The sequence below is a fragment of the Bacillus sp. AFS073361 genome, assembly GCF_002567005.1.
Classification (GTDB): domain Bacteria; phylum Bacillota; class Bacilli; order Bacillales; family Cytobacillaceae; genus Neobacillus.
The window spans coordinates 1-23,657 of record NZ_NUZU01000054.1; the positions used below are offsets into that span (position 1 = coordinate 1).

General features: G+C 37.8%; 24 protein-coding genes. 3 read left to right on the forward strand and 21 right to left on the reverse strand.

Annotation, left to right across the window (positions count from 1 at the left end; genetic code table 11):
• Positions 1-147: 147 nt before the first annotated feature.
• From COJ96_RS24760 to COJ96_RS24800, 9 genes are all read right to left on the reverse strand, one after another.
• Positions 148-1,320 (reverse strand): DUF3800 domain-containing protein, encoded by a 1,173-nt coding sequence (locus COJ96_RS24760; protein WP_098576470.1) that lies wholly within the window; start codon positions 1,318-1,320, stop codon positions 148-150.
• Positions 1,321-1,643: 323 nt separating this feature from the next.
• Positions 1,644-1,844, reverse strand: a complete 201-nt coding sequence (locus tag COJ96_RS24765) for a cold-shock protein (protein ID WP_007083691.1) — start codon at positions 1,842-1,844, stop codon at positions 1,644-1,646.
• A gap of 206 nt (positions 1,845-2,050) precedes the next feature.
• Complete coding sequence (locus tag COJ96_RS24770) at positions 2,051-2,716, reverse strand: LbetaH domain-containing protein (protein WP_257148629.1); 666 nt, start codon at positions 2,714-2,716, stop codon at positions 2,051-2,053.
• Positions 2,717-2,854: 138 nt separating this feature from the next.
• Positions 2,855-3,514, reverse strand: a complete 660-nt coding sequence (locus tag COJ96_RS24775; protein ID WP_098576471.1) for a PspA/IM30 family protein — start codon at positions 3,512-3,514, stop codon at positions 2,855-2,857.
• A gap of 158 nt (positions 3,515-3,672) precedes the next feature.
• On the reverse strand, positions 3,673-4,017 hold the full coding sequence (locus tag COJ96_RS24780; RefSeq protein ID WP_098576472.1) for a lmo0954 family membrane protein: 345 nt from the start codon (positions 4,015-4,017) through the stop codon (positions 3,673-3,675).
• 212 nt (positions 4,018-4,229) lie between these two features.
• On the reverse strand, positions 4,230-5,513 hold the full coding sequence (locus COJ96_RS24785; protein WP_098576473.1) for a TIGR02679 family protein: 1,284 nt from the start codon (positions 5,511-5,513) through the stop codon (positions 4,230-4,232).
• Positions 5,506-9,615: a TIGR02680 family protein gene (locus tag COJ96_RS24790; protein WP_098576494.1), complete on the reverse strand. Its 4,110-nt coding sequence runs from the start codon at positions 9,613-9,615 to the stop codon at positions 5,506-5,508. The genes COJ96_RS24785 and COJ96_RS24790 overlap by 8 nt, the downstream gene beginning before the upstream one ends.
• Positions 9,615-10,775, reverse strand: coding sequence for a TIGR02678 family protein (locus COJ96_RS24795; RefSeq protein WP_098576474.1), 1,161 nt, complete (start codon positions 10,773-10,775; stop codon positions 9,615-9,617). Before COJ96_RS24795 ends, COJ96_RS24790 begins: the two co-directional genes overlap by 1 nt.
• Before the next feature lie 4 nt (positions 10,776-10,779).
• Complete coding sequence (locus COJ96_RS24800) at positions 10,780-12,267, reverse strand: TIGR02677 family protein (RefSeq protein ID WP_098576475.1); 1,488 nt, start codon at positions 12,265-12,267, stop codon at positions 10,780-10,782.
• Between the two features lie 231 nt (positions 12,268-12,498).
• Here COJ96_RS24800 and COJ96_RS24805 point away from each other — a divergent pair, with 231 nt between their 5' ends.
• On the forward strand, positions 12,499-13,089 hold the full coding sequence (locus tag COJ96_RS24805) for a guanylate kinase (protein WP_098576476.1): 591 nt from the start codon (positions 12,499-12,501) through the stop codon (positions 13,087-13,089).
• 149 nt (positions 13,090-13,238) lie between these two features.
• Here COJ96_RS24805 and COJ96_RS28915 read toward each other — a convergent pair whose 3' ends face one another.
• The 5 genes from COJ96_RS28915 to COJ96_RS24820 form a co-directional block, all read right to left on the reverse strand.
• Complete coding sequence (locus COJ96_RS28915) at positions 13,239-13,385, reverse strand: hypothetical protein (protein WP_180230251.1); 147 nt, start codon at positions 13,383-13,385, stop codon at positions 13,239-13,241.
• Between the two features lie 36 nt (positions 13,386-13,421).
• Positions 13,422-13,556 carry a hypothetical protein gene (locus COJ96_RS29410; protein ID WP_257148630.1) on the reverse strand — a complete coding sequence of 45 codons (135 nt, stop codon included), beginning with the start codon at positions 13,554-13,556 and terminating at the stop codon, positions 13,422-13,424.
• A gap of 138 nt (positions 13,557-13,694) precedes the next feature.
• On the reverse strand, positions 13,695-15,131 hold the full coding sequence (locus COJ96_RS24810) for an MDR family MFS transporter (RefSeq protein WP_098576477.1): 1,437 nt from the start codon (positions 15,129-15,131) through the stop codon (positions 13,695-13,697).
• Positions 15,132-15,337: 206 nt separating this feature from the next.
• Positions 15,338-15,514 carry a DUF2187 family protein gene (locus COJ96_RS24815; protein ID WP_098576478.1) on the reverse strand — a complete coding sequence of 59 codons (177 nt, stop codon included), beginning with the start codon at positions 15,512-15,514 and terminating at the stop codon, positions 15,338-15,340.
• 121 nt (positions 15,515-15,635) lie between these two features.
• The gene (locus COJ96_RS24820) at positions 15,636-15,917 is read right to left on the reverse strand and encodes a hypothetical protein (protein ID WP_098576479.1); all 282 of its coding nucleotides are present in this window, start codon (positions 15,915-15,917) and stop codon (positions 15,636-15,638) included.
• Between the two features lie 277 nt (positions 15,918-16,194).
• On the opposite strand from COJ96_RS24820, the gene COJ96_RS24825 reads away from it, so the two are divergent.
• Both COJ96_RS24825 and COJ96_RS24830 read left to right on the forward strand, forming a co-directional pair.
• Positions 16,195-17,016: an HAD family hydrolase gene (locus tag COJ96_RS24825; protein WP_098576480.1), complete on the forward strand. Its 822-nt coding sequence runs from the start codon at positions 16,195-16,197 to the stop codon at positions 17,014-17,016.
• A gap of 127 nt (positions 17,017-17,143) precedes the next feature.
• Complete coding sequence (locus COJ96_RS24830) at positions 17,144-17,638, forward strand: SdpI family protein (RefSeq protein ID WP_098576481.1); 495 nt, start codon at positions 17,144-17,146, stop codon at positions 17,636-17,638.
• A 57-nt stretch (positions 17,639-17,695) separates the two neighbouring features.
• Here the strand turns inward: COJ96_RS24830 and COJ96_RS24835 are convergent, their stop codons facing one another.
• The 7 genes from COJ96_RS24835 to COJ96_RS24865 all read right to left on the reverse strand — a co-directional run bounded on the left by COJ96_RS24835 (position 17,696) and on the right by COJ96_RS24865 (position 23,563).
• Entirely contained in the window at positions 17,696-18,382 is a 687-nt protein-coding gene (locus tag COJ96_RS24835; protein ID WP_098576495.1) for an LrgB family protein, read from the reverse strand.
• Positions 18,382-18,750 (reverse strand): CidA/LrgA family protein, encoded by a 369-nt coding sequence (locus COJ96_RS24840; RefSeq protein WP_098576482.1) that lies wholly within the window; start codon positions 18,748-18,750, stop codon positions 18,382-18,384. Before COJ96_RS24840 ends, COJ96_RS24835 begins: the two co-directional genes overlap by 1 nt.
• A 135-nt stretch (positions 18,751-18,885) precedes the next feature.
• The gene (locus tag COJ96_RS24845) at positions 18,886-19,764 is read right to left on the reverse strand and encodes a LysR family transcriptional regulator (RefSeq protein ID WP_180230252.1); all 879 of its coding nucleotides are present in this window, start codon (positions 19,762-19,764) and stop codon (positions 18,886-18,888) included.
• An 83-nt stretch (positions 19,765-19,847) separates the two neighbouring features.
• Positions 19,848-20,048 carry a cold-shock protein gene (locus tag COJ96_RS24850; protein WP_026568674.1) on the reverse strand — a complete coding sequence of 67 codons (201 nt, stop codon included), beginning with the start codon at positions 20,046-20,048 and terminating at the stop codon, positions 19,848-19,850.
• A gap of 177 nt (positions 20,049-20,225) precedes the next feature.
• A complete protein-coding gene (gene brnQ, locus COJ96_RS24855; RefSeq protein WP_098576483.1) occupies positions 20,226-21,605 on the reverse strand; it encodes a branched-chain amino acid transport system II carrier protein in 1,380 nt (459 codons plus the stop codon).
• 296 nt (positions 21,606-21,901) lie between these two features.
• Positions 21,902-22,591 carry a BsuPI-related putative proteinase inhibitor gene (locus tag COJ96_RS24860; RefSeq protein WP_180230253.1) on the reverse strand — a complete coding sequence of 230 codons (690 nt, stop codon included), beginning with the start codon at positions 22,589-22,591 and terminating at the stop codon, positions 21,902-21,904.
• A 180-nt stretch (positions 22,592-22,771) separates the two neighbouring features.
• Positions 22,772-23,563, reverse strand: a complete 792-nt coding sequence (locus COJ96_RS24865) for an HAD family hydrolase (protein ID WP_098576485.1) — start codon at positions 23,561-23,563, stop codon at positions 22,772-22,774.
• Positions 23,564-23,657: the final 94 nt, after the last annotated feature.

A 23,657-nucleotide genomic window follows, 5' to 3' on the forward strand; every position in this document is an offset into this window, starting at 1 on the left:
GAAATATGAAATTCATTCACTTAAGTAATATTTTAGCAAATCCGCACTATTCAGTAAATTAGGTAAATAGATGTATTTTACAATTCTCTTATAAAAAAGTAAAAAAAGGGCAGTTCCCTACTACCGATTGCTAGCAGGGACTGACCTTTATTCCGTAACCAAAAATTTTTCCATCTCTATCATTTTTTTTAGATATTCATATTCATTATTTTCGAGAATATCGATCTCATTGTTTGTGGCCAATAGAATTTGATTGCGGCACTTGGATATTCTTTGAATCATCGGGTGAATCGTTAGGCTGGATAAATTAACAAAATCGTATACGTCTGTTAAACAAACCGGCAATTTATAGCCCTTATTGCTGCTGGCAATTAACAGACCGCTATCCCGGAGCTTGGAGACGATGTTAGACCTGAAGTAATGGTGATTGATTTTGTTCACCCGAATAGCATTAAGATTATCGAGAATTTCTTGCGTGTAGACATATTCATTTGGGTTTTCTCGCAGATTAAATAGCAAAAACTTGAGAAAATCAATTCTAATTTTTTCATCTAAGTCTTCATTGTTTTTATTTTTCTCTAGGTAATGAATGGTTAAATTCACCGATTGTTGAAAAATAACCTCATCAAACTGAGTGTCCTGATTCCTTGATATGTAATCATGCAAATAATTTTTATAGTTCTGCGGCCATAAATTCATTGCAATGATTTTCTTTTTAATGATTTTATGAAAATGTGGATAATGCTCCGAGTACTGGGGTTGATTATACCCTTTTGCAATCGTCCCAGCGATTATATTAGCCAATTGAAGGAGAATCTCTGATGAATTGTTGTTAAATCCAAAGGTGGAGTAATTAAATAGATCGGGAATACTTTTTTCAGTGATATAGGTTTTAAATTCATTCATGAATTCTTTCGATCCCTGTTCAACCAAAACAAGATCGAGCTGATCAAAGGTTCTTTGTAAATCATCATATATCAACCGATTCATGTATTTAATAAACGTCTTTTCAAACATGATGCCGCTCTCTTCTCTAATTTTCCTTTTGTCGACGATGTAGGCATAGATATTAAACGGCAGATCCTTCAGTTCATTTAATAGTTGAATTCTTACATGGGGGCTGTCGATTTTGTCTGATTGCATAACTTCGGTTGAAAAATATTTTTGTCGAACTTGCTCAACTTCCTGTTCTAACCATTCTTTACTAGATTCTTTTGCTAGAATAGCTACGATAATAAAGTGGGTTGAGACTTCATTATTTTCAAAATCAAAACTATAATCACCTGATTCGTCGATAAACGCTAATTGGATATCGTTCATTCTCCCACCTCACTCCAAAATCCTTACCTTTTTAATTCAACAAAATAGGCTCGAAAACCTTTAAATAGTTAATTTTCCCTTTAAAAATTGAAGAATAATATGGTTAAAAGTGATCTTGGGATTAGTATGTGGGGGAATGGGAAAATATAACTTTGTAAAAAAGATTAGGGATTACTATGATTGTGTGCTATACTCTGTATACCATTTGCTTTACGTTATTCTAATACCAGCCCTACTCGACTGCCGAGTAGGGTTTTTTTATGTTTTATTGGACACAAAAAAAAAGACTCTACAAAAGAGTCTTTTATATCTATTGATTCTTATTATGCTTTGCGGACGTTAGTAGCTTGGGGTCCACGTTGACCTTGTTCTACTTCAAATGTTACAGCTTGACCTTCGTCTAAAGATTTGAAACCTTCGCTTTGGATAGCTGAGAAGTGTACGAATACGTCGTCTCCTGCTTCACGTTCGATGAATCCGAATCCTTTTTCTGCATTAAACCATTTCACTTTACCTTGTTCCATTTGTTGTTTCCTCCTCGTGTGCTTTGCACACATTGTGTTACTATCCTTGCTCAGATCTTCAAGACAGAAAGTTTAGCACTTATTATCCTACCGACAAACAAAAATAATTCTTCCTTACTATAACAGAGACCGCCTATTAATGCAAACCTTCTACAAAAGATTCTCTTGCAAGGTACAATTTTAATCCAACACGATTTTCAATATGATCAATACGATAAACCACATGTGCACCGATTTTCCCCAAAAACAATCGAATAGGCAGAAGGAAATTCTTGATTTACCCGCTGGACCTCACGGGCAAATTCGACTTCATTTTTAGGAACTTGGGATAAGGAATCCGCCTTTTTCTGCGAATCAACATGAGCTCCAGGTGGGACAAAGCTGCCCGGTTTAAGTGTCACACCACCGGTAACAATGGCTCCGGAGGCAATGAAACTGCCCTCACCAATCCTGGCATGATAAACGATAGACTTAAATCCAATAAATACCTTTTGATCAATCTGACAAGGACCATGAATCAGCGCCCCGTGGGCACAGGATACCTCGTCCCCAATATAAATCGAGTATTTCTTGTGATTAATCTCTATCTGTTTGTTTTTTAAGCCATGCAGGATCACACCATCCTGTAAATTACAGTTGCTTCCGATATAAAATGGCGTCCCTTCATCTGCACGGATACTGACAAATGGGGCAATAAACGTATTACTACGAATCGTGACATCGCCGACAATATAGGTGAACGGACTTAAAAAGACGGTTTTATTGATTTTTGGAAAAATGGGGGTTGGATTGACTGACGTTGTGGGATTCGCTCCGACAAAGTAACTATACATATTAAAAGCACCATTCACATTAATCGGATAGTTCCACAAAATAATTTCCCCTTTCTGAGTATTGAATTCTTATTGATTCTCATACTACATATACGTAAGAGAATCAGTTTCATACCTATACTAGTGATTTCTGTTCAACAAAAAGGCAGTGATTCCCAAATCACTGCCTTTTTCATATTATTCTTTTGTTAAATTCACAGATTGTTCGTCAAGCTTATCCCTTTCTTTTTCTAACTGCTCCATTCGTGCATCAATTGTGCTGTGGAAAAAGGAGTGGTTCACCTTTTGTTCTAATCGTTCCAAATAGTTTTCAATATCCTTAAACTTGGATGAAAATTGGTCCGGGACAGAACTGGATTCTGCAACTTGATTGATTTTGAGATTAGCCCGTGTGATATTTTCGCGTCCCATTAATTCCATCCGGCGCAGATGCATGTCTTTTAACTTATGTTTCATTTCATCGTGCTTTCTTTCTAATTCACTTAACTGCTCCGAAACTTGCGCAAGCGATGTCTTCAGACGTTCTGCACGCTCAGCATATTGCTGATGCTCTTTTGCTGCAAATTGGTAGAGTTCTGTTTCACCAGCGTTTGAAGCAATGTCTGCTTGGTACTTCCTTTTTTCCGCTCGCTCTGTTGCCTGATGATATTCTCGCGTAAATTCTTCCTTCAAACTTGCTTGGCGTTCGACTAGTTTACCAACATTTTCTGTCTCTTGCTCACACTCACGAAGATATTGATTAAGTAAAGCGATTGGACTTTGTTTTTCCTTGTGTTGACGCGTTTCATTCAAATCAGCAATAATGAGATCTTTAATTTTAGTCAATAAGTTAGCCATTTTCAATTTCCCCTTTGATTATTTTTTTATGGCTGTGTTAAACTTGGCTGTTGATTTCCGTTCCAGGNNGTCTCCCCTGCCCCGTACTCCCGCAGGAGTCTTCGTGCCTTCCACTCCAAACAACAGAGTCCTAAAATAAACATTAACTTTTAACATAGCTATTTTTTTAATTCATTCCATTGTTTATCAAAATTTTCAAATGGATCGGACTCTTTGTTCACTGGCGGCTTTTTATTTTTATTCCATTGTTTATAAACAAGAAATAGTACATAAGCTGCCCCTACCCCGATAAGAGCTGGGATATGGTGGATGGTTGCTGATAAGACAATTAAGCCGATTATGATTAACCCCACTTTCCACCCTGTAGATTCCGCTTTCAAAAACTGTTTATAAATGAAGTAAAGAATCGCTAGACTGACAAGTAACCCCACCATCGGACCAATGGTTTTTAGTAAAATAAATGCAGCAATCCCGCCTACTATAAGTAAACCAAATTTTTTCATGCTATTTTTCCTCCTTTGTTTCATTTAATTTGATTACTGAGCCTTTTCATAACTTTATCTTGATTTCATCTTACCTTTTTTCAGGTTTTTTCATAATTGCGCTTTAGCTTGATTTTTTACTAAGACCTCAGACGTAGATACGATCGGGCTGCATATAACAAAAAAGCCCACACTTATACTTGACCTTTCAAGTGAGTGTAGACTGTTTGTATTTAATATTCTCTTCTAATATCATTAACAAGTTCATTAATCAAGCCTTCTTGGTACCCAGCCATTTTTCTCTTTTTTAGAGCATCGACTACTTCATTAAGTTCTGATGATGTGATAGCATCCATTTTTGAAAGCCTGTTAGAAATATCTTCATCTGAAATAATTGTTTCATAGGACGCAAGATCCATTCTCCAATAGGTGACCTGATGCTGATACCGATCTTTCAGCCTTTGGGCAATTAAGATTCCCTCTGGGTCCAGGTCCCCGGAATAGTATAACTGACATCCCGATTCTACCAATAAATCCAATAGAATCCAACTTGCTGCTCGTAATTGGCCATGGGTGCAGATGATCGGAGCCTCAGGGACCTCATCAATGATGGTAGAACAAACACTTGAATTTTCAACAATCCAGACTTTATTTCCCTTAACTGGCCAGATTTTGTTTGATTTTAGTAACTCTTTCAGAGGAACATTTAAAACACTGTCAGTTTCAACAGCAGCATTCCAAACCGGGTTAAGCCCCTTTTCCCCCGCGGCAAAAAATCCCCTGCAAGTAACAAAACTCCATAAATCATCTCTCATCAGCCCATAATTGCTAAATAAATCATTTATTTCTTCTGTTGTTTTCGGCATTCCTGCTACCCGAATTCCCTTATGTTGTTTATCAATATACAAGCAATAAAGGAGTAATTTCCCAGCAAATTGATCAATATCAAAATAATGCGGGTTGCCTGTGGTTCTTTGGGCAAAGAGGGGTAAGCGTTCATACCTGCTCTTTTTACTAGGAATAACTTCAAAAGCGTTGTAAACGGCTGTTAATTTATCCTTTAACTCCTCTGAGTTCTGCCTGTAAAGTGACCAGATCCAGCGGGAATCTGGTTGCTTAGACTCGATCCAATCCCACCACCAGGTTCCTTCAGGATGGCTTGAGCGTAAATTTTGGAAAAACTGCATTTCTTTCGCTTCCTCCAAACTGCTTTGTTCGGATTTCGTCATAATTGATTCTTGAAATACTTCTTCTAGCAGTTGTATAAGAGAATAGTCCTTAAATCCAGTTTGTGCTAATTCTTTATCAAAGGAAAGTAAAGATACCCTTCCTTTTTCAAGGAGTGAGTCTACCGATTGACCTAAAAATCCCGCGATGGACTCCACTTCTTCGTAGGAGAAAAATTGAATATTAACCGTGCCGGCAATTCGTCCTAGTGAGCGATATTTTTCTCTAAAAAGAGTAAACAGCTTCATAAAGCCAGGTTCCTCTTTAAAAATCTGAACCTTGTCACTCATTTGAAATCAGCTCCCGAGCAGGCTCATCATCAATCACAAATGTACGTTGTTTCCCGTCCCATTGATAGCGAATGACGGTCACAAAGTCAGCATTTTTCGGTCGGACTAACTCACATATCGACAAACTAGAAATGGTATCATAGTCTCCCCATAATGCTTGCGAGTTCATAATATAATTAAAGCCCAGCTGTTCAACCACTTCAAACATATCACGAATATTGTTCTCATCAACACCAGCAAATGCTTCATCGAGCGAAATAATATACGGAGCCATCCTGCCTGCTTCCTTATATCGTGAATAGGCTGCTGTGAAAAGTGGAATGTACATCGCCATCGCCTTCTCTCCACCACTAAATTTGAAGAAAGCATTATTCGTCAATTCTCGTTTTGGTTCATTCACCCGCTTAAAGGAGAGAACAAAGGTAAACCACTTACGATAATCCAATACCTCTTTTAAAACTTGATGTAGGGTAGAACCCTCATTCCGTAATTGAATCAATTCCTTTGCCTTGGTGATTCTAGATTGAAAATGCTTCGTAATCCGGTTTAAATCTTCTTCGTTCAGGAATTTACTACTCCGCTGCAGCAACTTAACCAGTTCTTCAGTATCTAATTCTTGTTCCGACTCTGCTGTTACTGGTTTCCATGAAATGGAGAAGGTTAATCCAGATGAGTTATCACGATTTTTCATGATTTTATCCATAGCAATTACCCATTTCTCCGCACGCTGGATTCTATTCCTCAAGATAACCCCTACAGTATTAACAATAATATCTTCATAGAGCTGGCGGTCTTGTTCATCTAGCCAGCCTTTTTGGTCTTCAAGTTCTTTTTCTAATGATGAGAACACATAATAAGGACTGACCCGCTGACCTTTATATTCCATTAGAATTAAGCGGCGGCTTTGAAGTTGACTCCACTCATTCATAAAGGGTTCATAATAGTCGCCCCATTCTTTAGAAAACCATTCTGGTCTTTCTGCGTCTTCTGGATATTCAAACATCCGATACTCCGTTAAAAATACCTGTTCATTGATGAACACCTTAGTCAGTTGTTCATTTAATTTGGACCGGTCAAACTTTCCTAAAATGGGTTCCAGCTGCTTGACGATGGTCGTCGAATCCATTTCATTGATTTCAACAAAACCACGTGAAATCTCATCTTTGACCATTTGTTCCCACAACTGGGCCATACTTGACCAGAAATCAGCATTTGTTTTTGCTGTAAATAATTCTTTTTGACAAGTTTCTTGCTTTGCTTTCTTTTGGGGAATGATTTCAAGCAAATATTTGATACCTTCCTCTGCTTCTATAAGCTCCTGCTGTACCTGCCGAATACGCTGTCTTACTTCATCAATCCCTTTTAACTTTAACTGATGTTCAATCGAGACGATTTCTGCTCGGTACTTCCGCAGTTCTGACTCTTTAACGTTTTGATCTCCTTTTACCTCATCCAATTCCACTTCCATCTCTGCAATTCGATGATTAAGATCCTCAATCCTACTTTGTACAAACAGACATTTTTGAAATAGATCTTTGATACTATAAACACGATTCCGGTAGTTTATTGCTGACTTTATGGCATCCCCTAATACTTCTTTTGTTAAATCTATGTTTAGTTGGCCGCCTGCTTGATGAAGCTCCAGTTTAACAGCTTGAAGCTGCTCATAAATCTTTTTCCAATATTCATCTAATTGTACAAGGATTTTTTTCTGCTCCTCTAATTGATGATTGGTCTTTTCAATCTGTACATTCAACTCATTAAGTTCTTCATCTGACGGTATGGACTGTTTCCATCCATCTGTATAGGCAAGTTCTTCTTCGTATTGACGCTGTTGTCCGTTTAGATTTTCTAATTGTTCGTGGATTTGTTCAAGTTGTTCTACACATTCTTTTATTTTCTCGTACTGATATCGTTTCCGTGAAGAACGGCCTATATATTTTGATGGCCCTTCATTTGGGGCATGACCTACTAAACAACCAAGTGAATACGACCCATCGACATCCACATGGAATCCCGATCCTGACTGTTCAAGAGAAATGCTCCGTAATACTTCATCTACAAGATTAGTTGAAATAAGACTGTCCTCTTCTAAATCGGGCCTCAAATAATCAGCTAATGTATATCCTAGTAATTGCGGATCTGGACAAATGACGCGATCATGGGTTGGGACCACTGACTTTTCAGTAATTAAGCTGTCCAATATTCCCGTTTGCTTCAAAGCAGACTCAATCCGCTCTTTCTGCTCCTCCGTTACATGATCCTGAAATTCAACTGCTGCATAAAATGGAATAAAAGCGTGCCCATCTCCCAAAAGCTGCCCACGAAATACTTCCGTATCCTTCGCACGTTGGGGATTAGGCATTTTCAATGTCTTCCAATAATGAAGTTCAGCGCGTGCCTCTTCCCTTTCAAACTTTTTATCTTCTATTAATTTTTCAATGAGCTTTTTCTTCGTACTAATCTCGGTTATATAATCATTTATTGATTCGAAGAGTTTTTCCCGCACCTGGTCATAGCGAGTTTCTTCATATAACCCTTCGATGGCTCGAACGATATTTTGTAGACTCTCGTTTGAAAAAACTAGCTTTGGATGTTGCTCAATCCAAGTAAATACCTGGTGCTCCAGCTTTTGCTTGTCTTCTGTAAACCAATCTCTTAAATGATCAAGATTCTTTCGTAATTCATCCACTTCTCTTTTTTTCTCAGAAGATTGATGTTGCAGGCGGCTGTGTTCTTCTATCAGACGATGTTTCTCATCAGCTAATTGTTTTAGATTGGCCAGTAATTGCTCGTGGCTACCAATCTCTTGAATCCATATGGTAAAATCAAAATCCTCTTGCTGATGCCGTTCGAAATCACCAATATTTACATCATGCTGTGTAAAGGCAGCTTCTTGTGCATCCAATTTCAGCTCATCAAGTAAATCTTCCATATCACTTTCATATTGTCTATTTTGATTATGACTTCCCTCCCGGTCCTGCCACAATCTATTGTATTGAGCATTTTTCTGATCCCATTTATTTTGTAATGAACCAATGTCCTTCATCAGAGTATTTGTAGTTTCGATTTTCTTTTGCTTATCCTCTTCAAGATTCCAAACCTCATGTCGTTCCAGCCGCTTTTTCTCAGCCTCAGCAACTTCCTGCTGTTGGCCATAGTCGTTCCGTTGTTCCTCATACCGGATGATTTCTTGTGACAATGTTTCATCTTGAGAGGATAATTCTTTTACAAGATTCCCTGCATCGGTATACCTTTTTAAAGCATTCTGCCACTTTAATGCTCGTTCAGCCAAAATATATTGATTGTAGGAATGATACTGATTAACCAGTCTGCTGCTTGAGGCAAATTCCCGTTCTAATTGCTCAAGTTGCTGCTGCGTTTGGTCCATACTTTCAATTGTATCCGAGAGATGCCTTAACTCATCATCGGTCAAAGGAGGAAGAGCAGATTCTAATATTTCATAAATAACGGTAGGTTTAAAATCCTTTGAAAGCTTAGGGCTGCGTAACTGGATTAACAATTTAATTAGGTCTTCATAGGCTTCGCTAGATTGAAAGCCAAAAATATATTTATTAACGAGCTCCATGTATTCACGCTGAGTGTGGACAACATAGCCCCCATCACCGATACGGTTTTCGAGTTCTTTTGCGGAAAAAGGCACCCTGTCCCCCATTTGTGAATGAGCAAGTTCAAAATCATGTCCAATTCTTCGATTATCTGTTAGAACAAAATACCAGGTTTTAATCCCTTTATGTCGCTTTGCCTGCATTCCAATCCCAGTAGTGACGTAGCGCTCAAGGCCTGCTTGTTTATATTCGATAAACAAGTATCCTGTACGTTCATCACGATCAACTACCTCTTTTTCTCCAAGCAGATAATCTTCCATTCTTCTAGCTTTTGATCCAAATGGATCAAGACGGTCAGGAGATTTTTTTCCATCTAATAATACCGGGAGGAAACTCTGCATGGTTACCGATTTCCCTGAGCCGTTGGTTCCTCTAAGCAGAAGTTTGCCATCAGAGAAATGGAAGATTTCTTCATCGTAATACCAAAAATTCAATAAACCTGCTCGGTTCATCACCCATTTTGCCTCACTCATCATTCTGTTCCTCCTGTTTGATAATCAGCTGGATACTCACCCGTCATGACCCCTAATAATGATTTAATTCGAAGTAGTGATGTTTCGTTTTCCACTTCCACCAACATCCAGTCTTTCATGGAACGAAGCAGCTCCGTTCGAACCCCGCTTGAACTCATATCCCGGAAATACTTCGCCCATCCTGTCCCATGTAACTTACGCATATCATCTATTACCTGTTCGAATTCTCCTTCTGTCATCAGCATTTCACCATTTTCGTTTGCTTTATAACGATTAGGCTGGCCATGAATGTACTTTGACAATTGGAGAATGAGATCAGTAGAGGCCTTGGTATTTGGAAAAACTTGTTGATACTGCCTCGGCTCCGCTACCGATAAAAAGGCAGTATTCTTATAGACATGGAGTTTATAATCACTATGCTTTTCAATATCTTCTGATAAGCGATTACGATAATTACGAATATAGAGAAAATCTGGGTCTTGTTGGTCTCTTCGATGCAATCCAGGTGAAAAGAACAGCTTACGGTACACACGCTTCCTCCGTTCATCCTCCTGATTTAATTTCCAATCTTCATTCAGTAACTCGCTCCAATGATGATAAGTGGAAAAATCATCTGGATAAGTTCTCATAAAATATCGACTATAAATGGTTGCTTCATATAAAACTTCCTGCTCTTCATTTTGATCAAAGCGACCAATTTCTCCATCAATCGTCCGTATCAATTGAAACTCCATTAAGATTTTAACAGCCCTGATCAAAGATTTTCGGTGGACATAAAGCGTCCAATCAAGAGGAAAGTCCCCCTGATAATCCGCTTGAATTTCCTGACATAATTCGGAGAGAAGGAATTGTTCATCCACAGCCTGTCCCTCCAAAAAAGAAAGGGCACAGCAAAAGATGGCATAGTCCATCGGCTCTTGAAAATCTTGAATTCCCATCCACTCTTCTGGTTCTACCGGAATTTTCTCTAATTTAATAAAATGCTGGTGGACAATTAGTCGTAATCCAAACTTTTCATTAAAATAACGTCGCAAAACTTTCTCGCGCGCGCGAACTAGTTGATACCATTCCGGTTGTTCAGAACGTAAGATCCAATAGTGATGGAACAATAGATCCATTCCTTGAATTGCCTTTTCATCAAAAAGATGTGTTTGTTCCATTAAATCACCCCTGTTCCTCAAACAAGAATATGGCATCTGGCATAAGTAAATCTCCATCTTCAGCCTTCAAAGTGATGGTTTTCTCATAATCAAGCTTTACCTTAACGTGTAACCCATAATCCGTCTTAACCATACGATTTTTACTCGCCATTGATTTCCCAATCCAGCTTAATAACAACTTGCGTATGAAAGGTTCAACTTTCGAGAGTGAAGAGAGCGTAATCATCCCTTGATTCATGTATTTTTCAATTAATTTCTTTTCTTGTTCTCGTTCTTTTAAATATTGCTCACGTTGTTGTTTTTTCTTTATTTCATTAGAGATAAAAGAACCTGGCTTCGTTTTTTCACGATAACGAACAGTTCTTGGTTTAATCGTCAATTCGACAGGCTCCTCATCCCATGTATCGACATGGAGATTTTCAGTTGTTGCTGCTTCTAACTGAAGATGCTGAATGGTCATCGAACCAAAAACAACCGCTGATAGTTTATGAGCTTCATCAATGTCCTTACATTCGGAAAACCATTTGGATAATTGTAAATAGTCCTTTTTTCGACTGCGAAAATGTTGCTGCCTCTCCCCTATTCTTTGCACATATCTCGTCATCCTGCGAATCATCTCATTTGTTTGCCACTGAAGAACCTCTAATTCACTTTGTTGGATGGTGGAACCCAAAAACCATTGCCGAAGTGAGAACCAATACTCTTCATATTCGGTAAGCCAATCGTTTGCAGAAGACGAAACATCTTCGAGACGTGGGATAGCTGATCGATGCTCAATTAGTTTTTGAAAGTAAGGCTGCAAACGCTCCGAAGTTAACTCCACCAATATCTGTTGGATTTGAAGGGATGTTTTTTGCAAAGATAGGATAAAATCTCGTAAATAGGTTGTAAACTGATTTTTATAAACTATAAATGCTTCAGTCTGCATTCTTTGGTCTGTTTGTTCACTATTTATATATGCGATATAATCAGCAGTACTTGTACGGATTGATTGAAGATACCGAAAAACATCCTCCCACATCCGCATATATTCTTCTGCGGATTTGTTTAGGTCATGTTCAACCTCATGTTGGAGGTTGGTTAGTGCTTGGAATAGCCTATCAAATTGAGATTTTTCCAAAGAGCCTTGAAAGGTATCACCCATTTTTTCTAATTGGACAACCATTCTCTCTATTTCGACCGTATAGGGTGTACATTGATAGCGAAATCTTTTCTTTTTATATTCTTCAATTGTTTTTGCATTGGTCATATCTTGCCTTGATATTAAATTATTCCATTTTACAAGCTGTCCTAATTGTTGATGTAATTGTTCCTCTTGATAATCGGAGAAAGATGGTATGGAACGCATATATTCCAATAATTCTTCAGGTGCTATAAAATCTCTCATTCTCTCGTGTTGATGGAAAAAATAGCGAAGAATCGTCCGATAATGTGCCGCAGAATCCGCAGTAAGATAGCTAGCTTCAATTATTTTTTTCATAGTAGAATCCAAGGTCATCATCCTAATTTTTGTTTATTATTTCTATTGTATAATATAGATTAGAGGTTTCATATGGGAAAGAATTTGTAATACAGTGTAACCGAGAATCAGAAAAATCAAACTTTTCGTCCGGTTTCTGTTATAATAAAAATATCCCAGGTCGACCATATTATGGTGTAATACTAAAAAGCATTTGCCGATAGGTAGATTCTTTTTTATATAATCCATTTCAGGAGGTTATCTATGTATAAAATCAAGAATAAAGAAAAGCTATTTATTTACACAGGTCCAGATGGTTCAGGAAGAAAAACAGTTGCCAAAATGGTAGCGACTGCTTTTGATATGGAGACAGTCATCTCCTACACCACTCGCTCCCCACGTCACTATGAAAAGAATGGGGAAGACTACCATTTTATTAACGAAGACACATTCAAAAAGATGGAAGATAATCAGGAGTTTCTTGAATGTGTAGAAATCGATGGTATCCATTATGGTATTCGCGAAGAGGACATTGTTAAAGCATTCGAATCCCACAACCTCGTATACCTCACATTAAATCCCGAAGGAACCGAAAAATTAAAACAAATGTACGGTGAGCGTGTCATGCGCTTTTTCATCTATGCCGACCGTGATACGGTTATTGAAAGACAGAAGGAACGACAAGATAATGATCAAGACATTGCTCGCCACATGGCCCATTATGATGAAACCATGAACTACAAAAATAGCTGTGAACACGCCTTTGAAAATTATGATTCGCCGCAGATTTCCTTTCAAGTTAGCGAAGTCATTGAGGAATTTCTCGAGAGAGGCTTTATTGTTACCGATTATTAAATAAAAAGAAAGGTGTCAGGGCTTAATCAGTGCCTGACACCTTTCTTTTTTACTGGCTTGTTAACTTTTCAAGTTCATTAAATACGGCTTCGTAATCTTCTTTTTTATCCGCTTTAAATGAGGTGTTTATGTAGGTGATCACGCCAGTTTTATTTCCCTTTTTTGCTAGTTGGGTCTTGAATCGGTACATGCATTGGCCGTTCAGGATAGGTACCCTTTCCTTCATCTGGTCCAGTAAGATCATTTCTTTGATCTAGAACTTTCCCGGAATACTCAATTGGATTATTCTTGGGCATTTTCTCACCTCCTATTGATAACCTCAATTAACTCCCTTAGCTTTTCTTATTTTGCAATTTAAGTTTCTGCTCAGCTTCACTCATATTCGGATTGCTTCGGGGCCGGCTTTTGTTTAACGCCTTTTTTAATTCAATTGCAGCATCATCGCCTGTATTGTATTTTTGGTCCATTTTGTTCCCTCCTTTTGGTTTTATTATGAACCTAATCAGAAGGTTCATTCCATGATCTAATGACATGCCAAATGAAAAGAACTCTGAAAAACAAATTACCTTTGTTTTTCAGAGTTCTTGTTTGGTTAATAAATCAATCTACTCCTGCAATTTAACTTTTACCTTCTTTTGTCGCTTTCCATCCCCTTCTGTCTGAGGGTCATTTTTTATAAAAAAGGAAAGAATGAGGGCTAATAGTGACAGGATGGATATGACCATAAACGCGACATTGGCTCCATACATATCTGGATTGGAAATCTCTGGGCGTGTCTGGGCATTTTCCGCTGTGGTCGTCATAACCGTGACAAGGATTGCAGTACCAACAGAGGCAGCGATCATTTTCATCGTATTATCCACGGCGGCTCCATGGGGGATTAATTGTTTGGGTAACTGGTTCAAGGCAGATGTTGCAACCGGCATCATTACCATCGAAAAGCCAAACATTCTGACCCCGTATAAAACAGTAATATAGGTCATTGTCGTCGAAGGACCCAAATTCGTAAAAGCAAACGAAGATGCAGTCATAATTGTTAAACCAATCATTACTAACCATCTCGCGCCGATTTTATCAAACACTCTCCCAATAATTGGTGCCATCAATCCACTGATTAGCGCACCAGGTAATAGTGCGATGCCTGCCTCCACAGCCGTAAATTCGCGCATCCGCTGCATAAATAAAGGGATAATTGTTTCTGCCCCAATCAATCCCATAAAGCCAATCATACCAATGATAATGGCAAATGGGAAAACGGAATACTTAAATACACCGAATTCAAGCATGGGATGTTTAAGCCTTAACTGCCTGGTAATAAACAGAAGCAGTGACAATCCACCAATTCCTAACGTTAATAGCGTGGTCGGGTTTGCCCATCCATAATTTCCTGCACAAGTAAAACCATACAGCAAGCCGCCAAAACCTAGTGTAGATAACACGATAGAAATAACATCCATTTTTGGTTTTGATACCTCAGTTACATTTTTTAAAGCAAAGAAAGCAACTAGAATATCTATAAGAGCAATTGGCAATATGATAAAAAACAGGACTCGCCATGAAAATTGTGAGGTCACCCATCCTGACAGTGCTGGACCAATTGCCGGCGCAAAGGATATAACTAGACCAACCAGTCCCATGGCGGCACCCCGTTTATTAACTGGAAAAATCATCAGAAATACCGTTGTCATTAAGGGAAGCATAATCCCTGCCCCGCCAGATTGGATAATCCTTCCTAATAGAAGTAGTTCAAAATTAGGAGCAACTCCGCCTACAAGGGTTCCAACAGCAAAAATACTCATCGCCGTAAGAAACAACTGCCTTGTTGTAAACCGCTCTAATAGAAATGCACTAATCGGAATCATGATTCCATTTACTAACATGAAAACAGTTGTCAGCCATTGCGCACTGTTAGCGGTTATATTCATTTCTTCCATAATTGGAGGTATCGCTGTAATCATCAAAGTTTGATTTAAAATAGCAATAAACGTTCCTGCAAGCAAAAGCGCAACAATCGTTGACTGCTTATTATTTGTAATCGCCATCTATCCATCCCCCGTTCCTCTTTTATTTCTTTATGATGGTGAGCTCCGCCATTAGCCTTTGAAAAAAACGTACTTTTACAGATTAACTGATTTATCCATAAAGTGCCAATTAAATGCTCTTTGTTTATAGCCGCCATCCTGATGCACCCCTGCCACAAAAAAAAGAGTCCTTTCGCCACTATGGGAAAGAACTTCTAATTTACCGCTTACTTCTTAATTTTGTAATTTTTATGGTTGACTATGGTTGTCAGTGGCTCATCTTTATCCTTCGAGAAACCATATTGGACCATAACAGAATTCTCCCTTATCCCAGAAACGACACCTTCAAGGTTTTTTCCATCCCGTTGAAAGGAAATTGTATCGCCTAACTTAGCCGTTGCCATTCCATCACCTCGACAATATCGTATCCATAAATTCCCGAAAACATACTTTTCAAATGATGGATTATTGCAAGAAAATAAGCCTTTGCAGGTTCAGGAGGCTATGCTATTTTTTACGAAACCACTAATGTGCCATCGTACCCGCTAAGATCATATCGTTAATGGTCTTTCTAAACCCCCATATAATATCAGATAACATCTCCAGGTCAATATCAACTTCTTTAATGTCCCAATAATTTTCATTTTTTCGGTGGTAAGTAAAATTTCCTTCTGGATACTTCATAATCGTAAGTGTACCTTTTGGATTAACAGTGTTTAATGTAAGAAAATATTTTATACCATCCTGGTGAGCATATCTCTCAAAGTCTTGAAGAAATTCAGTTATTTCACTATTTCTCAAAATCATCACTACTCACTCCCAATCTCTTATTCTTAAAAACAATGTGTGAAAAAGTAACGTGAGGAATGGGGACAGGACACTTCACCAAAAAGGTTATTGTATTGATTATAGAAGGAAAAAAATGTTATTTCAACTTAAATGTTAAATATCCAAGCATCATTTCCTAATAATTGGTGTCAGGCACCACTATTTCTCAATTTAACTATAAAATTTGGAATCCCATTTTTGTATGTAAATCTGATATAGTTGTCTTTATGATGGAATGGAAAGGAATTTTGATATTATGAAATGTATTTCAATTGATTTAGACGGTACATTATTAAACTCGCAGCATGAAATTTCTGTGGAAAATGAGAAAGTTTTAAACGAATTAAAGGCTCAAGGGCACTGCCTTATTTTGAATACAGGACGGGCTTACGCAGATGTCATTAAATTAAAAGCTGTTCAAAATATGGAGATTCCGATCTTTTGTATCAATGGGTCCGTTTTATATTCAGAAACTAGAGAATTAATGTATGAGGCTGTCTTACCTATTTCCACCTACAAAAATATTTTGGAGAAACTGAAAGGACTAGGTGTAGGCATTCTTGTTTACACGAATTATGGAGGTTTTCCTTCCACATTGCCGCCATTACACGGCAAAAGTAAACAGGAGTTGGATGAACTTTTTCAAACATTTAATTATGATACAATTCTTGAAAAAGACAATCTAAAAATCTATAAACTTATTGCTTTGGTCCATCCTGACCAAGTAGAAGAAATTGAAAAAGTTAAAGCCGCCTTAGATGGGAAATTTGATATTTCTATGGCTTCTTCTTTTCCAAACAATGTGGAAATGACCTCGAGTGAAGCCCATAAGGGAAAAGCATTATTACGATACCAGCAAATGATGAATCTTTCTTTTGACGAAATTATTGCCTTTGGTGACGGCGGTAATGACCTTGCCCAGTTTGAAGTCGCAACCACGTCTGTTGCAATGGGGAACGCCCCTGCCCTTGTTCAACAAAAAGCCGATATTATCACAAAAACTAATGACGAAGATGGTTTTTCCTATGCTGTTCGCGAACTCTTACAGTTATTAAATGCTAAAGAAACAATCTTATGATGAAAGATTTCACTTTATCATTTGATTTTGCACAATTTGTCGGTTAATTTTCTTACCATCTGTTAGACTTGTTCAGTCATTTAACATAGTGGAAAGCATACCCTTCTTACTAAAGGAGGGATTTTTTTTGAACAGAGAATTCGCAAATAAAACATCATCCAGATCTTCTGGTATTTTTGGACTTATTTTTTGTTTTATTGGAATTGGATTCATGTTTATTAACGTATTAATTGGTTCGATTATCGTTATTATTGCCCTCGTCATATTTCTTATTATGTATTTCTTTGGCAATGACACCACGGTTATTTGTCATGAAAAAGGGTTTACTGTCACCATCGCGAACCAAAGAAAAGGGACAATTGTTAATGAGTATACATGGGAAGACGTAACGGACACCCTTTATTATGAGAAAGAATCGGCAGGTGAAAATAATACCACCACATGTTATTTTCAAGTAAAAACAGAAAAGGGCATCGCCTTTAATGTATATCAGATGAAAAACTTCCATGAACTTATTGAACTCTTTAACCAAAATACACCCCACCTTGCATACTTTTGGGAAAAACCAACAGGCAGACTCAAAACTAGCTATCAAAAACAAACACGTGTCCCAAATCATTAGGAAAAGGTGTCAGGCGCCATGTGAAAAATTCACATGGTGCCTGACACCTTTATATTTTCAGACAGTAAAATGCATTAGTGGTGGTATGAGAAGAGCACCCCAAATTAAGGTAATTAATGCTGCGAAGATCATGGCAAGGGATGAGAAGGTTGCTTCTTGTTTCCCGTATTCAAACGCTTTGTTTGTTCCTGCTCCATGGGCACCCATGCCTAATGCAAGGCCTTTGGCGATGGGTGTTTTAATGGATAGCCCTTTGATCACCGATGGCCCAACAATGCTGCCAATAATCCCCGTTAAAATGACGAAAACCGTTGTTAAGGTTGGCAGACCGCCAATTTCTTTTGAAACCTCAATGGCAATCGGCGTTGTAATCGACCTTGGAAGCATCGATGTGATAAAGTCATATTTTAAGTGAAACAATTTCGACAAACCAAAAGTAGAAAAGATCGCCACAAGTGAGCCAGAGGTGATACTGATGATAATCGTACCCACATATTTTTTAATAATCTTTAAGTGTTTATAAATCGGTACAGCAAACGCAACTGTCGCTGGTCCCAATAAATGTGACAGCCATTTTGTATCCTCTAGGTATTGATTGGCTGAGACATGCGTTACGGAAATCAATATAATTAATAAAATAGGGGCCAGCAATAAAGGATGGAAAAGGAACAGACTCCATTTTGAATGAACCTTCTTCGAAAGTCGGTAGACAAGAAATGTTACAATCGTAAATAAAAACATCATCAATGCTGCTCACCCCTTTTCCTACCCGTTATTCTTTCAGCAATTAGTGCGGTAATTCCCATAACAATAATCGTACTAATCCCTATTAAACCGACGATTTCTGCCCCTTCAACACTAAGTATTTCATCATAATTGACAATTCCCACCGCTGATGGGACAAAGAAAAGCAACAGCTCGGCTAACAGCCAATTTGCTCCTTTTTCTACCCATTCCAATTTGATTATTTTGATGTAGAGCGCAAGAAATAGAAGGCACAGTCCGAACATAGACGCAGGAATAGGAAGTGGAATTACCTCTTTCAGTGACGCGCCGAGAAATAAGAAAACATGTAAAAATAATACCTGTAAGATGATAACTCCAAGTTTCATCGAAAAAATCCCTCCATAATGCAAAAAAGGAGCTAATAAACTCCTTTTCATTCCGAAATTAACTATAGAGTATATCGTACGCTGATTTCCGCCATTCGTAAAATACATATATCGAATAGTTTGCATAACTTAAAGTTATAATGGGTCTTTTAAGATAAAATCAATGAAGGTTCGACCTGCGTTAGAGATATAGCGGTCTTTCTTGGTTAGAACCGCAAGCCTCCATAAAATCGGTTGTTCAAGGTCGATAATCCTAATATCTGGGTTAAATGACCGGTTACAAATAGATTGTGGAAGAATCGTAATTCCGAGGTTGGCAGCTACCATTTCTGTCATCAAGTCCCACTGAGAACTCATAAATAAGATATTGGGTTCAAAACCGGCAGCAATGAAATGATTCCTCATAATTTGATTAAGAGCAAATTCCTCGTGGTAAAAAATAAACTCCTCATTTCTTAATTCCTTAATATCGACTACATTATGCCTTGCTAAATGATGTTCTTTGTAAACCAGCAGCTTCATTTCTTCTTCCACGATGGGGTACACATCAAATTGCTGTTCATCAATAGGGAGAACTGCTACTCCTAGCTCGAACTCTCCTTCCTCGACACTTTTTACCACTCTTGCTCCACCATACTCAGTAATATTCAGTACTATATTTGGATAGGAATGATGAAACTTCGCGATTACCCTTGGAAAAAATAAACTGCCTATAAAAGGGGGCAGCCCAATATCGATCTGCCCTCTAGACAGGTTCGTTATATCATTTAAGGTTGTTTTCATTTCAGATAGGATTCCAGCTATTCTCTGCGCATATTCTAAGACAATTTTCCCTGCATCAGTCAGATCACTGGTCTTATTGGTGCGAATAACCAACGTCATCCCTAGCTCTTCCTCTAACCCCCGGATTGACTTACTAATGGCCGGCTGTGAGATATGCATGCTTTCCGCCGCTTTTGTTATACTTTTAAACTTAGCCACTTCCATGAATAATTGTAATTTCCTTAATTCCAACACTTCCACCTCTGAAAATTTGATTATTTTATTTAAACACAAAAAAGACCCTCATAAGAGAGTCTTTTATTATTTAGGTTCAATTATGCTTTACGAACGTTAGTAGCTTGTGGTCCACGTTGACCTTGTTCTACTTCAAATGTAACTGCTTGACCTTCGTCTAAAGTTTTGAAACCTTCGCTTTGGATAGCTGAGAAGTGTACGAATACATCGTCTCCTGCTTCGCGTTCGATGAATCCGAAACCTTTTTCTGCATTAAACCATTTTACTTTACCTTGTTCCATTCTTGTTTCCTCCTCGTGTGCTTAGCACACATTGTGTTACTATCCTTGCTCAGTTCTTTAAGACAGAAAGTTTAGCACTTATTATCCTACAACTAACAAAAATAATTCTTCTTAACTATAACAGATAAATGATAAGAATGCAAATAGTTATTATCGAAAGAGCTAGGCTTCGTATTGTTATAAGAAACTTTCAGTTTTGTTTTTCACACGTATCGTAGTAAAATTCTTCACATTGACGATGATTCCCGTAATAATGATCGTAATCAAAACTGGCAGGAACCAGCCGAGTCCATTGTGATAAAAAGGCAAGAATTGCTCATATAACGAAACAATCTTCGCAAGCCAGCCGAAATATTCAATCCCAAGCAGATCGCAGAGAGTTTTAAAACCATCAATGTTACTAATCATAAAGGTGACAATAATGACAGCTGCATAAACAATCCTTGAATGGTTAAAAAGCTTCGACAAAAATGTCAGCATCATTAACGCAATCGCCAAGGGATATAACAACATTAATACCGGAATGGAAAAATTAATGATATTCGATAAACCAAAGTTTGCAATCACAAATGAAACGATTGAAAAAAACAACACCCACATTTTATAGCTGATCTTAGGAAGCAGCGTATGGAAGTATTCGCCGCACGCTGACATTAAGCCAATACTCGTAGTCAGACAAGCGAGCAGGATAATAACTGACAACATCACCGTTCCGATTGATCCAAAATAATAGGAAGATGCCTTCCCTAAGACGGGACCTCCCGTATCAAAAAGTCCGAATGCACTTGTACTCGTCGCCCCTAGATAGGCAACACCCACATAAATGATTCCAAGAAAAATCGTTGCAATTAACCCAGATTTAGCTGAAGCTAATAGGATTCCTCGAGTGGTGGTAACACCCATTGATCGAATCGAATTGATAACAATAATCCCAAATACAAGTGATGCAAGAGCATCCATCGTGTTATAACCTTCCATAAAACCTTTCATAAATGCTCCGTTAGCATAAGCAGCTTGTGGCGCTTCGATTGAACCAAGCGGTTTGACTATAACCATAACTAATAAGATAAAAATTAATACAATAATAGCAGGAGAAAGAATTTTCCCGACCCGATCTACTAGCTTGGCTGGGTTTAATGAAAACCATAATGTCACGATAAAAAAGAGCAATGTAAACACAAATAAGCCAACTTGTCCATAACCTTCGCTAACAAACGGTGCTATTCCGATATCGTAGGCGACTGCGCCTGTCCTTGGTGCGGCAAAAAATGGCCCAATCGTTAAATAAAGAACAGAAGTAAATATCACCCCATAGAGCGGGTGGACACGGCTTGCAAGTTCCTCTAAGTTCTTACTACCTGAGAAACCAATTGCAAGAATTCCTAAAAAAGGGAGCCCAATTCCAGTAATTAAAAATCCAGTAATGGCCATCCAAACGTTAGAACCTGCATTCTGACCAAGTGCCGCTGGAAAAATTAAATTGCCAGCCCCGAAAAATAGAGCAAATAGCATAACTCCTATAACGAAATACCTTGAAAATGGTAATTTATTCTGCATTTTATTACTCCTACCTAAATTGTTTCTATGTTTAGCTTTTAATATATTCCGAGAATTATATTACTATCCTTACAAATTAATATCAACCTATTTTTAAGATTTATTAGATAATTTCGACAGGAATAAAATACCACTATAAAACGAATTTACTTGATTTTTCAAAACAAGAAAAAGATGTAAATTGATCTTAACCACTGCTAAAGTTCTATTCTGAGATAACAAATATTCACAATTAAGAAAACAAACAGACCTTTATCCACTTGTCGGCAAAGGTCTGTTTGATATATCTCTAGCATTTATGGAGTTCCTGTAACAAATTTATGAATCAACTTTTGTCCAGTCTCGTTTTCTGTGTATAAAAATGATACTTGTTTACCTTCATTAAGCTGCGATAATTGCTTGATAGCTTCCTCTGTTAGCTGAAAGGCTACCTTTTTGCCCTTGATATCAATTTCAATTGAATTGGGATCTATTTGACCAACAAGCACTCCGCTCCCTTTGCTAAACGAATTATTAACAATTAAGTCGGTCACAACTTTGGCTTCCTCTTCTTTTGCTGTTAAGAATACCTCAATTTGATAGCGGCCATTAGGAAGATCCGAAATCGTAAATTTCTTAGCAATTTCTTGATTACTTCCTAACGCTAATATCTTAATCGCTTGCGTTGACATAACCTCATCGGAATACTGTTTGATTTTCTTCCCATGTATATCATAAACAATATAATCTGCCTCTAATCCGCTAGGAAACGTTAGCTTTTGGGATTTGTCTGAAAGATTTTTAACCTTGTACTTAATAATCATTGAATTGTTCACAGACTTCGTTTCGATCGTAGGATGAAATTTAGCAGCGATCTCATATTCTTCTGGGGTTTCAGTCTTCGTCCCTTCTGCACTCCCCTTAGGAACAGAATTTGTTCCACACCCTGCTATAAGCCCAATCACCAATGTTGAACAAAGAATAGAAAACCATTTAATGTTTCGCATTTTTCCTCTCCTTTTCAAAAAGCAATTTGGTGGTCTTAGCCATATAGTCGCCGAAAAGGAGAACAAAGTTACATCTTTACTAAATATTTTAAGTTCGACAATTTCCATTAAAACCAAAAAAATTGCCATAAATATAGGATACCCCCCTACATCTACAGCAATTTTTTAAGAATATGTGTTTTATTTCGACTTCAATTCCTCTAATAAAGGAAAAAGTTCTTCTAAATGTTTAATCTCAAAAGTAGGAATAACTTCATTTCTCGCTTTGTCATGTCGGTTAATCCAGACTGTCTTGATTCCTGCTCGATTCGCACCAAGAATATCGGTCATCAGATTATCCCCTACCATAATGACCTCATCCTTATCAACCGACAATAACTCAAGTGCGTGTTCAAAAATGGTCGGGTCAGGTTTCCCTCTGCCAAAATCCCCCGATATAACAATGTGGTCAAAATAGGGAACAAGTTCCGGTGTAATCTCCAATTTTGTTTTTTGAAGATCTGGTGAACCATTGGTTAATAATAGCAGTTGATAATTTCCTTTTAACCTATCTAGAATTTTAAAAGATTCCTCATATACAAAAGGTAATTTCCTGCGTTCCTGAGGAAAACGTTCCGCCAGCTCCAAGCCAAAATCAGCGTCGTCTACTCCCATTGCTTTCAAACCCGTTGTCCAAGCATCTTTCCGGTAGACAGGCACCATTTCCTTCATCTTTCTAAAGTCATCTTGATCATCTAAAAAATTCCCCCACAGCCCTTCAAACGGATTGATGCCAATCATTTGCGTGAAAGGGTAAAATTCATAGCTGGCATAAATACTTCTCGCAGCTTCTCGAACGGCCTCTTCTAGTTGATCCACATTAAGCCCATACCGCTCCTCTGCCACTTTACACGTAGCAACAAAAGCTTCCTTAACACTTTTTTGATCCCAAAGCAGTGTATCATCTAAATCAAAAAAAATCGCTTTAACCATCGTAATCTTCCCCTTGTCCAAGATATATTTTACTAGTTTACCATTTTACAAATAAAAAATATATCATTCTGAATTTTTTATTATTTTATTTTAA

Bases quoted from the DNA above. Each gene is read 5' to 3' on its own strand.
- COJ96_RS24795 (WP_098576474.1), bottom strand. From the start codon at position 10,775: ATGGAACAAACACATCTTTTTGATGAAAAGGCAATTCAAGGAATGGAT.
- COJ96_RS24810 (WP_098576477.1), bottom strand. From the start codon at position 15,131: ATGGCGATTACAAATAATAAGCAGTCAACGATTGTTGCGCTTTTGCTT.
- COJ96_RS24850 (WP_026568674.1), bottom strand. From the start codon at position 20,048: ATGGAACAAGGTAAAGTAAAATGGTTTAATGCAGAAAAAGGTTTCGGA.
- COJ96_RS24775 (WP_098576471.1), bottom strand. From the start codon at position 3,514: ATGGCTAACTTATTGACTAAAATTAAAGATCTCATTATTGCTGATTTG.
- COJ96_RS24820 (WP_098576479.1), bottom strand. From the start codon at position 15,917: ATGATTTTGAGAAATAGTGAAATAACTGAATTTCTTCAAGACTTTGAG.
- COJ96_RS24835 (WP_098576495.1), bottom strand. From the start codon at position 18,382: ATGATGTTTTTATTTACGATTGTAACATTTCTTGTCTACCGACTTTCG.
- COJ96_RS24805 (WP_098576476.1), top strand. From the start codon at position 12,499: ATGTATAAAATCAAGAATAAAGAAAAGCTATTTATTTACACAGGTCCA.
- COJ96_RS24840 (WP_098576482.1), bottom strand. From the start codon at position 18,750: ATGAAACTTGGAGTTATCATCTTACAGGTATTATTTTTACATGTTTTC.
- brnQ (WP_098576483.1), bottom strand. From the start codon at position 21,605: ATGCAGAATAAATTACCATTTTCAAGGTATTTCGTTATAGGAGTTATG.
- COJ96_RS24765 (WP_007083691.1), bottom strand. From the start codon at position 1,844: ATGGAACAAGGTAAAGTGAAATGGTTTAATGCAGAAAAAGGATTCGGA.
- COJ96_RS28915 (WP_180230251.1), bottom strand. From the start codon at position 13,385: ATGCCCAAGAATAATCCAATTGAGTATTCCGGGAAAGTTCTAGATCAA.
- COJ96_RS24790 (WP_098576494.1), bottom strand. From the start codon at position 9,615: ATGAGTGAGGCAAAATGGGTGATGAACCGAGCAGGTTTATTGAATTTT.
- COJ96_RS29410 (WP_257148630.1), bottom strand. From the start codon at position 13,556: ATGGACCAAAAATACAATACAGGCGATGATGCTGCAATTGAATTAAAA.
- COJ96_RS24825 (WP_098576480.1), top strand. From the start codon at position 16,195: ATGAAATGTATTTCAATTGATTTAGACGGTACATTATTAAACTCGCAG.
- COJ96_RS24760 (WP_098576470.1), bottom strand. From the start codon at position 1,320: ATGAACGATATCCAATTAGCGTTTATCGACGAATCAGGTGATTATAGT.
- COJ96_RS24815 (WP_098576478.1), bottom strand. From the start codon at position 15,514: ATGGCAACGGCTAAGTTAGGCGATACAATTTCCTTTCAACGGGATGGA.
- COJ96_RS24780 (WP_098576472.1), bottom strand. From the start codon at position 4,017: ATGAAAAAATTTGGTTTACTTATAGTAGGCGGGATTGCTGCATTTATT.
- COJ96_RS24865 (WP_098576485.1), bottom strand. From the start codon at position 23,563: ATGGTTAAAGCGATTTTTTTTGATTTAGATGATACACTGCTTTGGGAT.
- COJ96_RS24785 (WP_098576473.1), bottom strand. From the start codon at position 5,513: ATGAGTGACAAGGTTCAGATTTTTAAAGAGGAACCTGGCTTTATGAAG.
- COJ96_RS24860 (WP_180230253.1), bottom strand. From the start codon at position 22,591: ATGCGAAACATTAAATGGTTTTCTATTCTTTGTTCAACATTGGTGATT.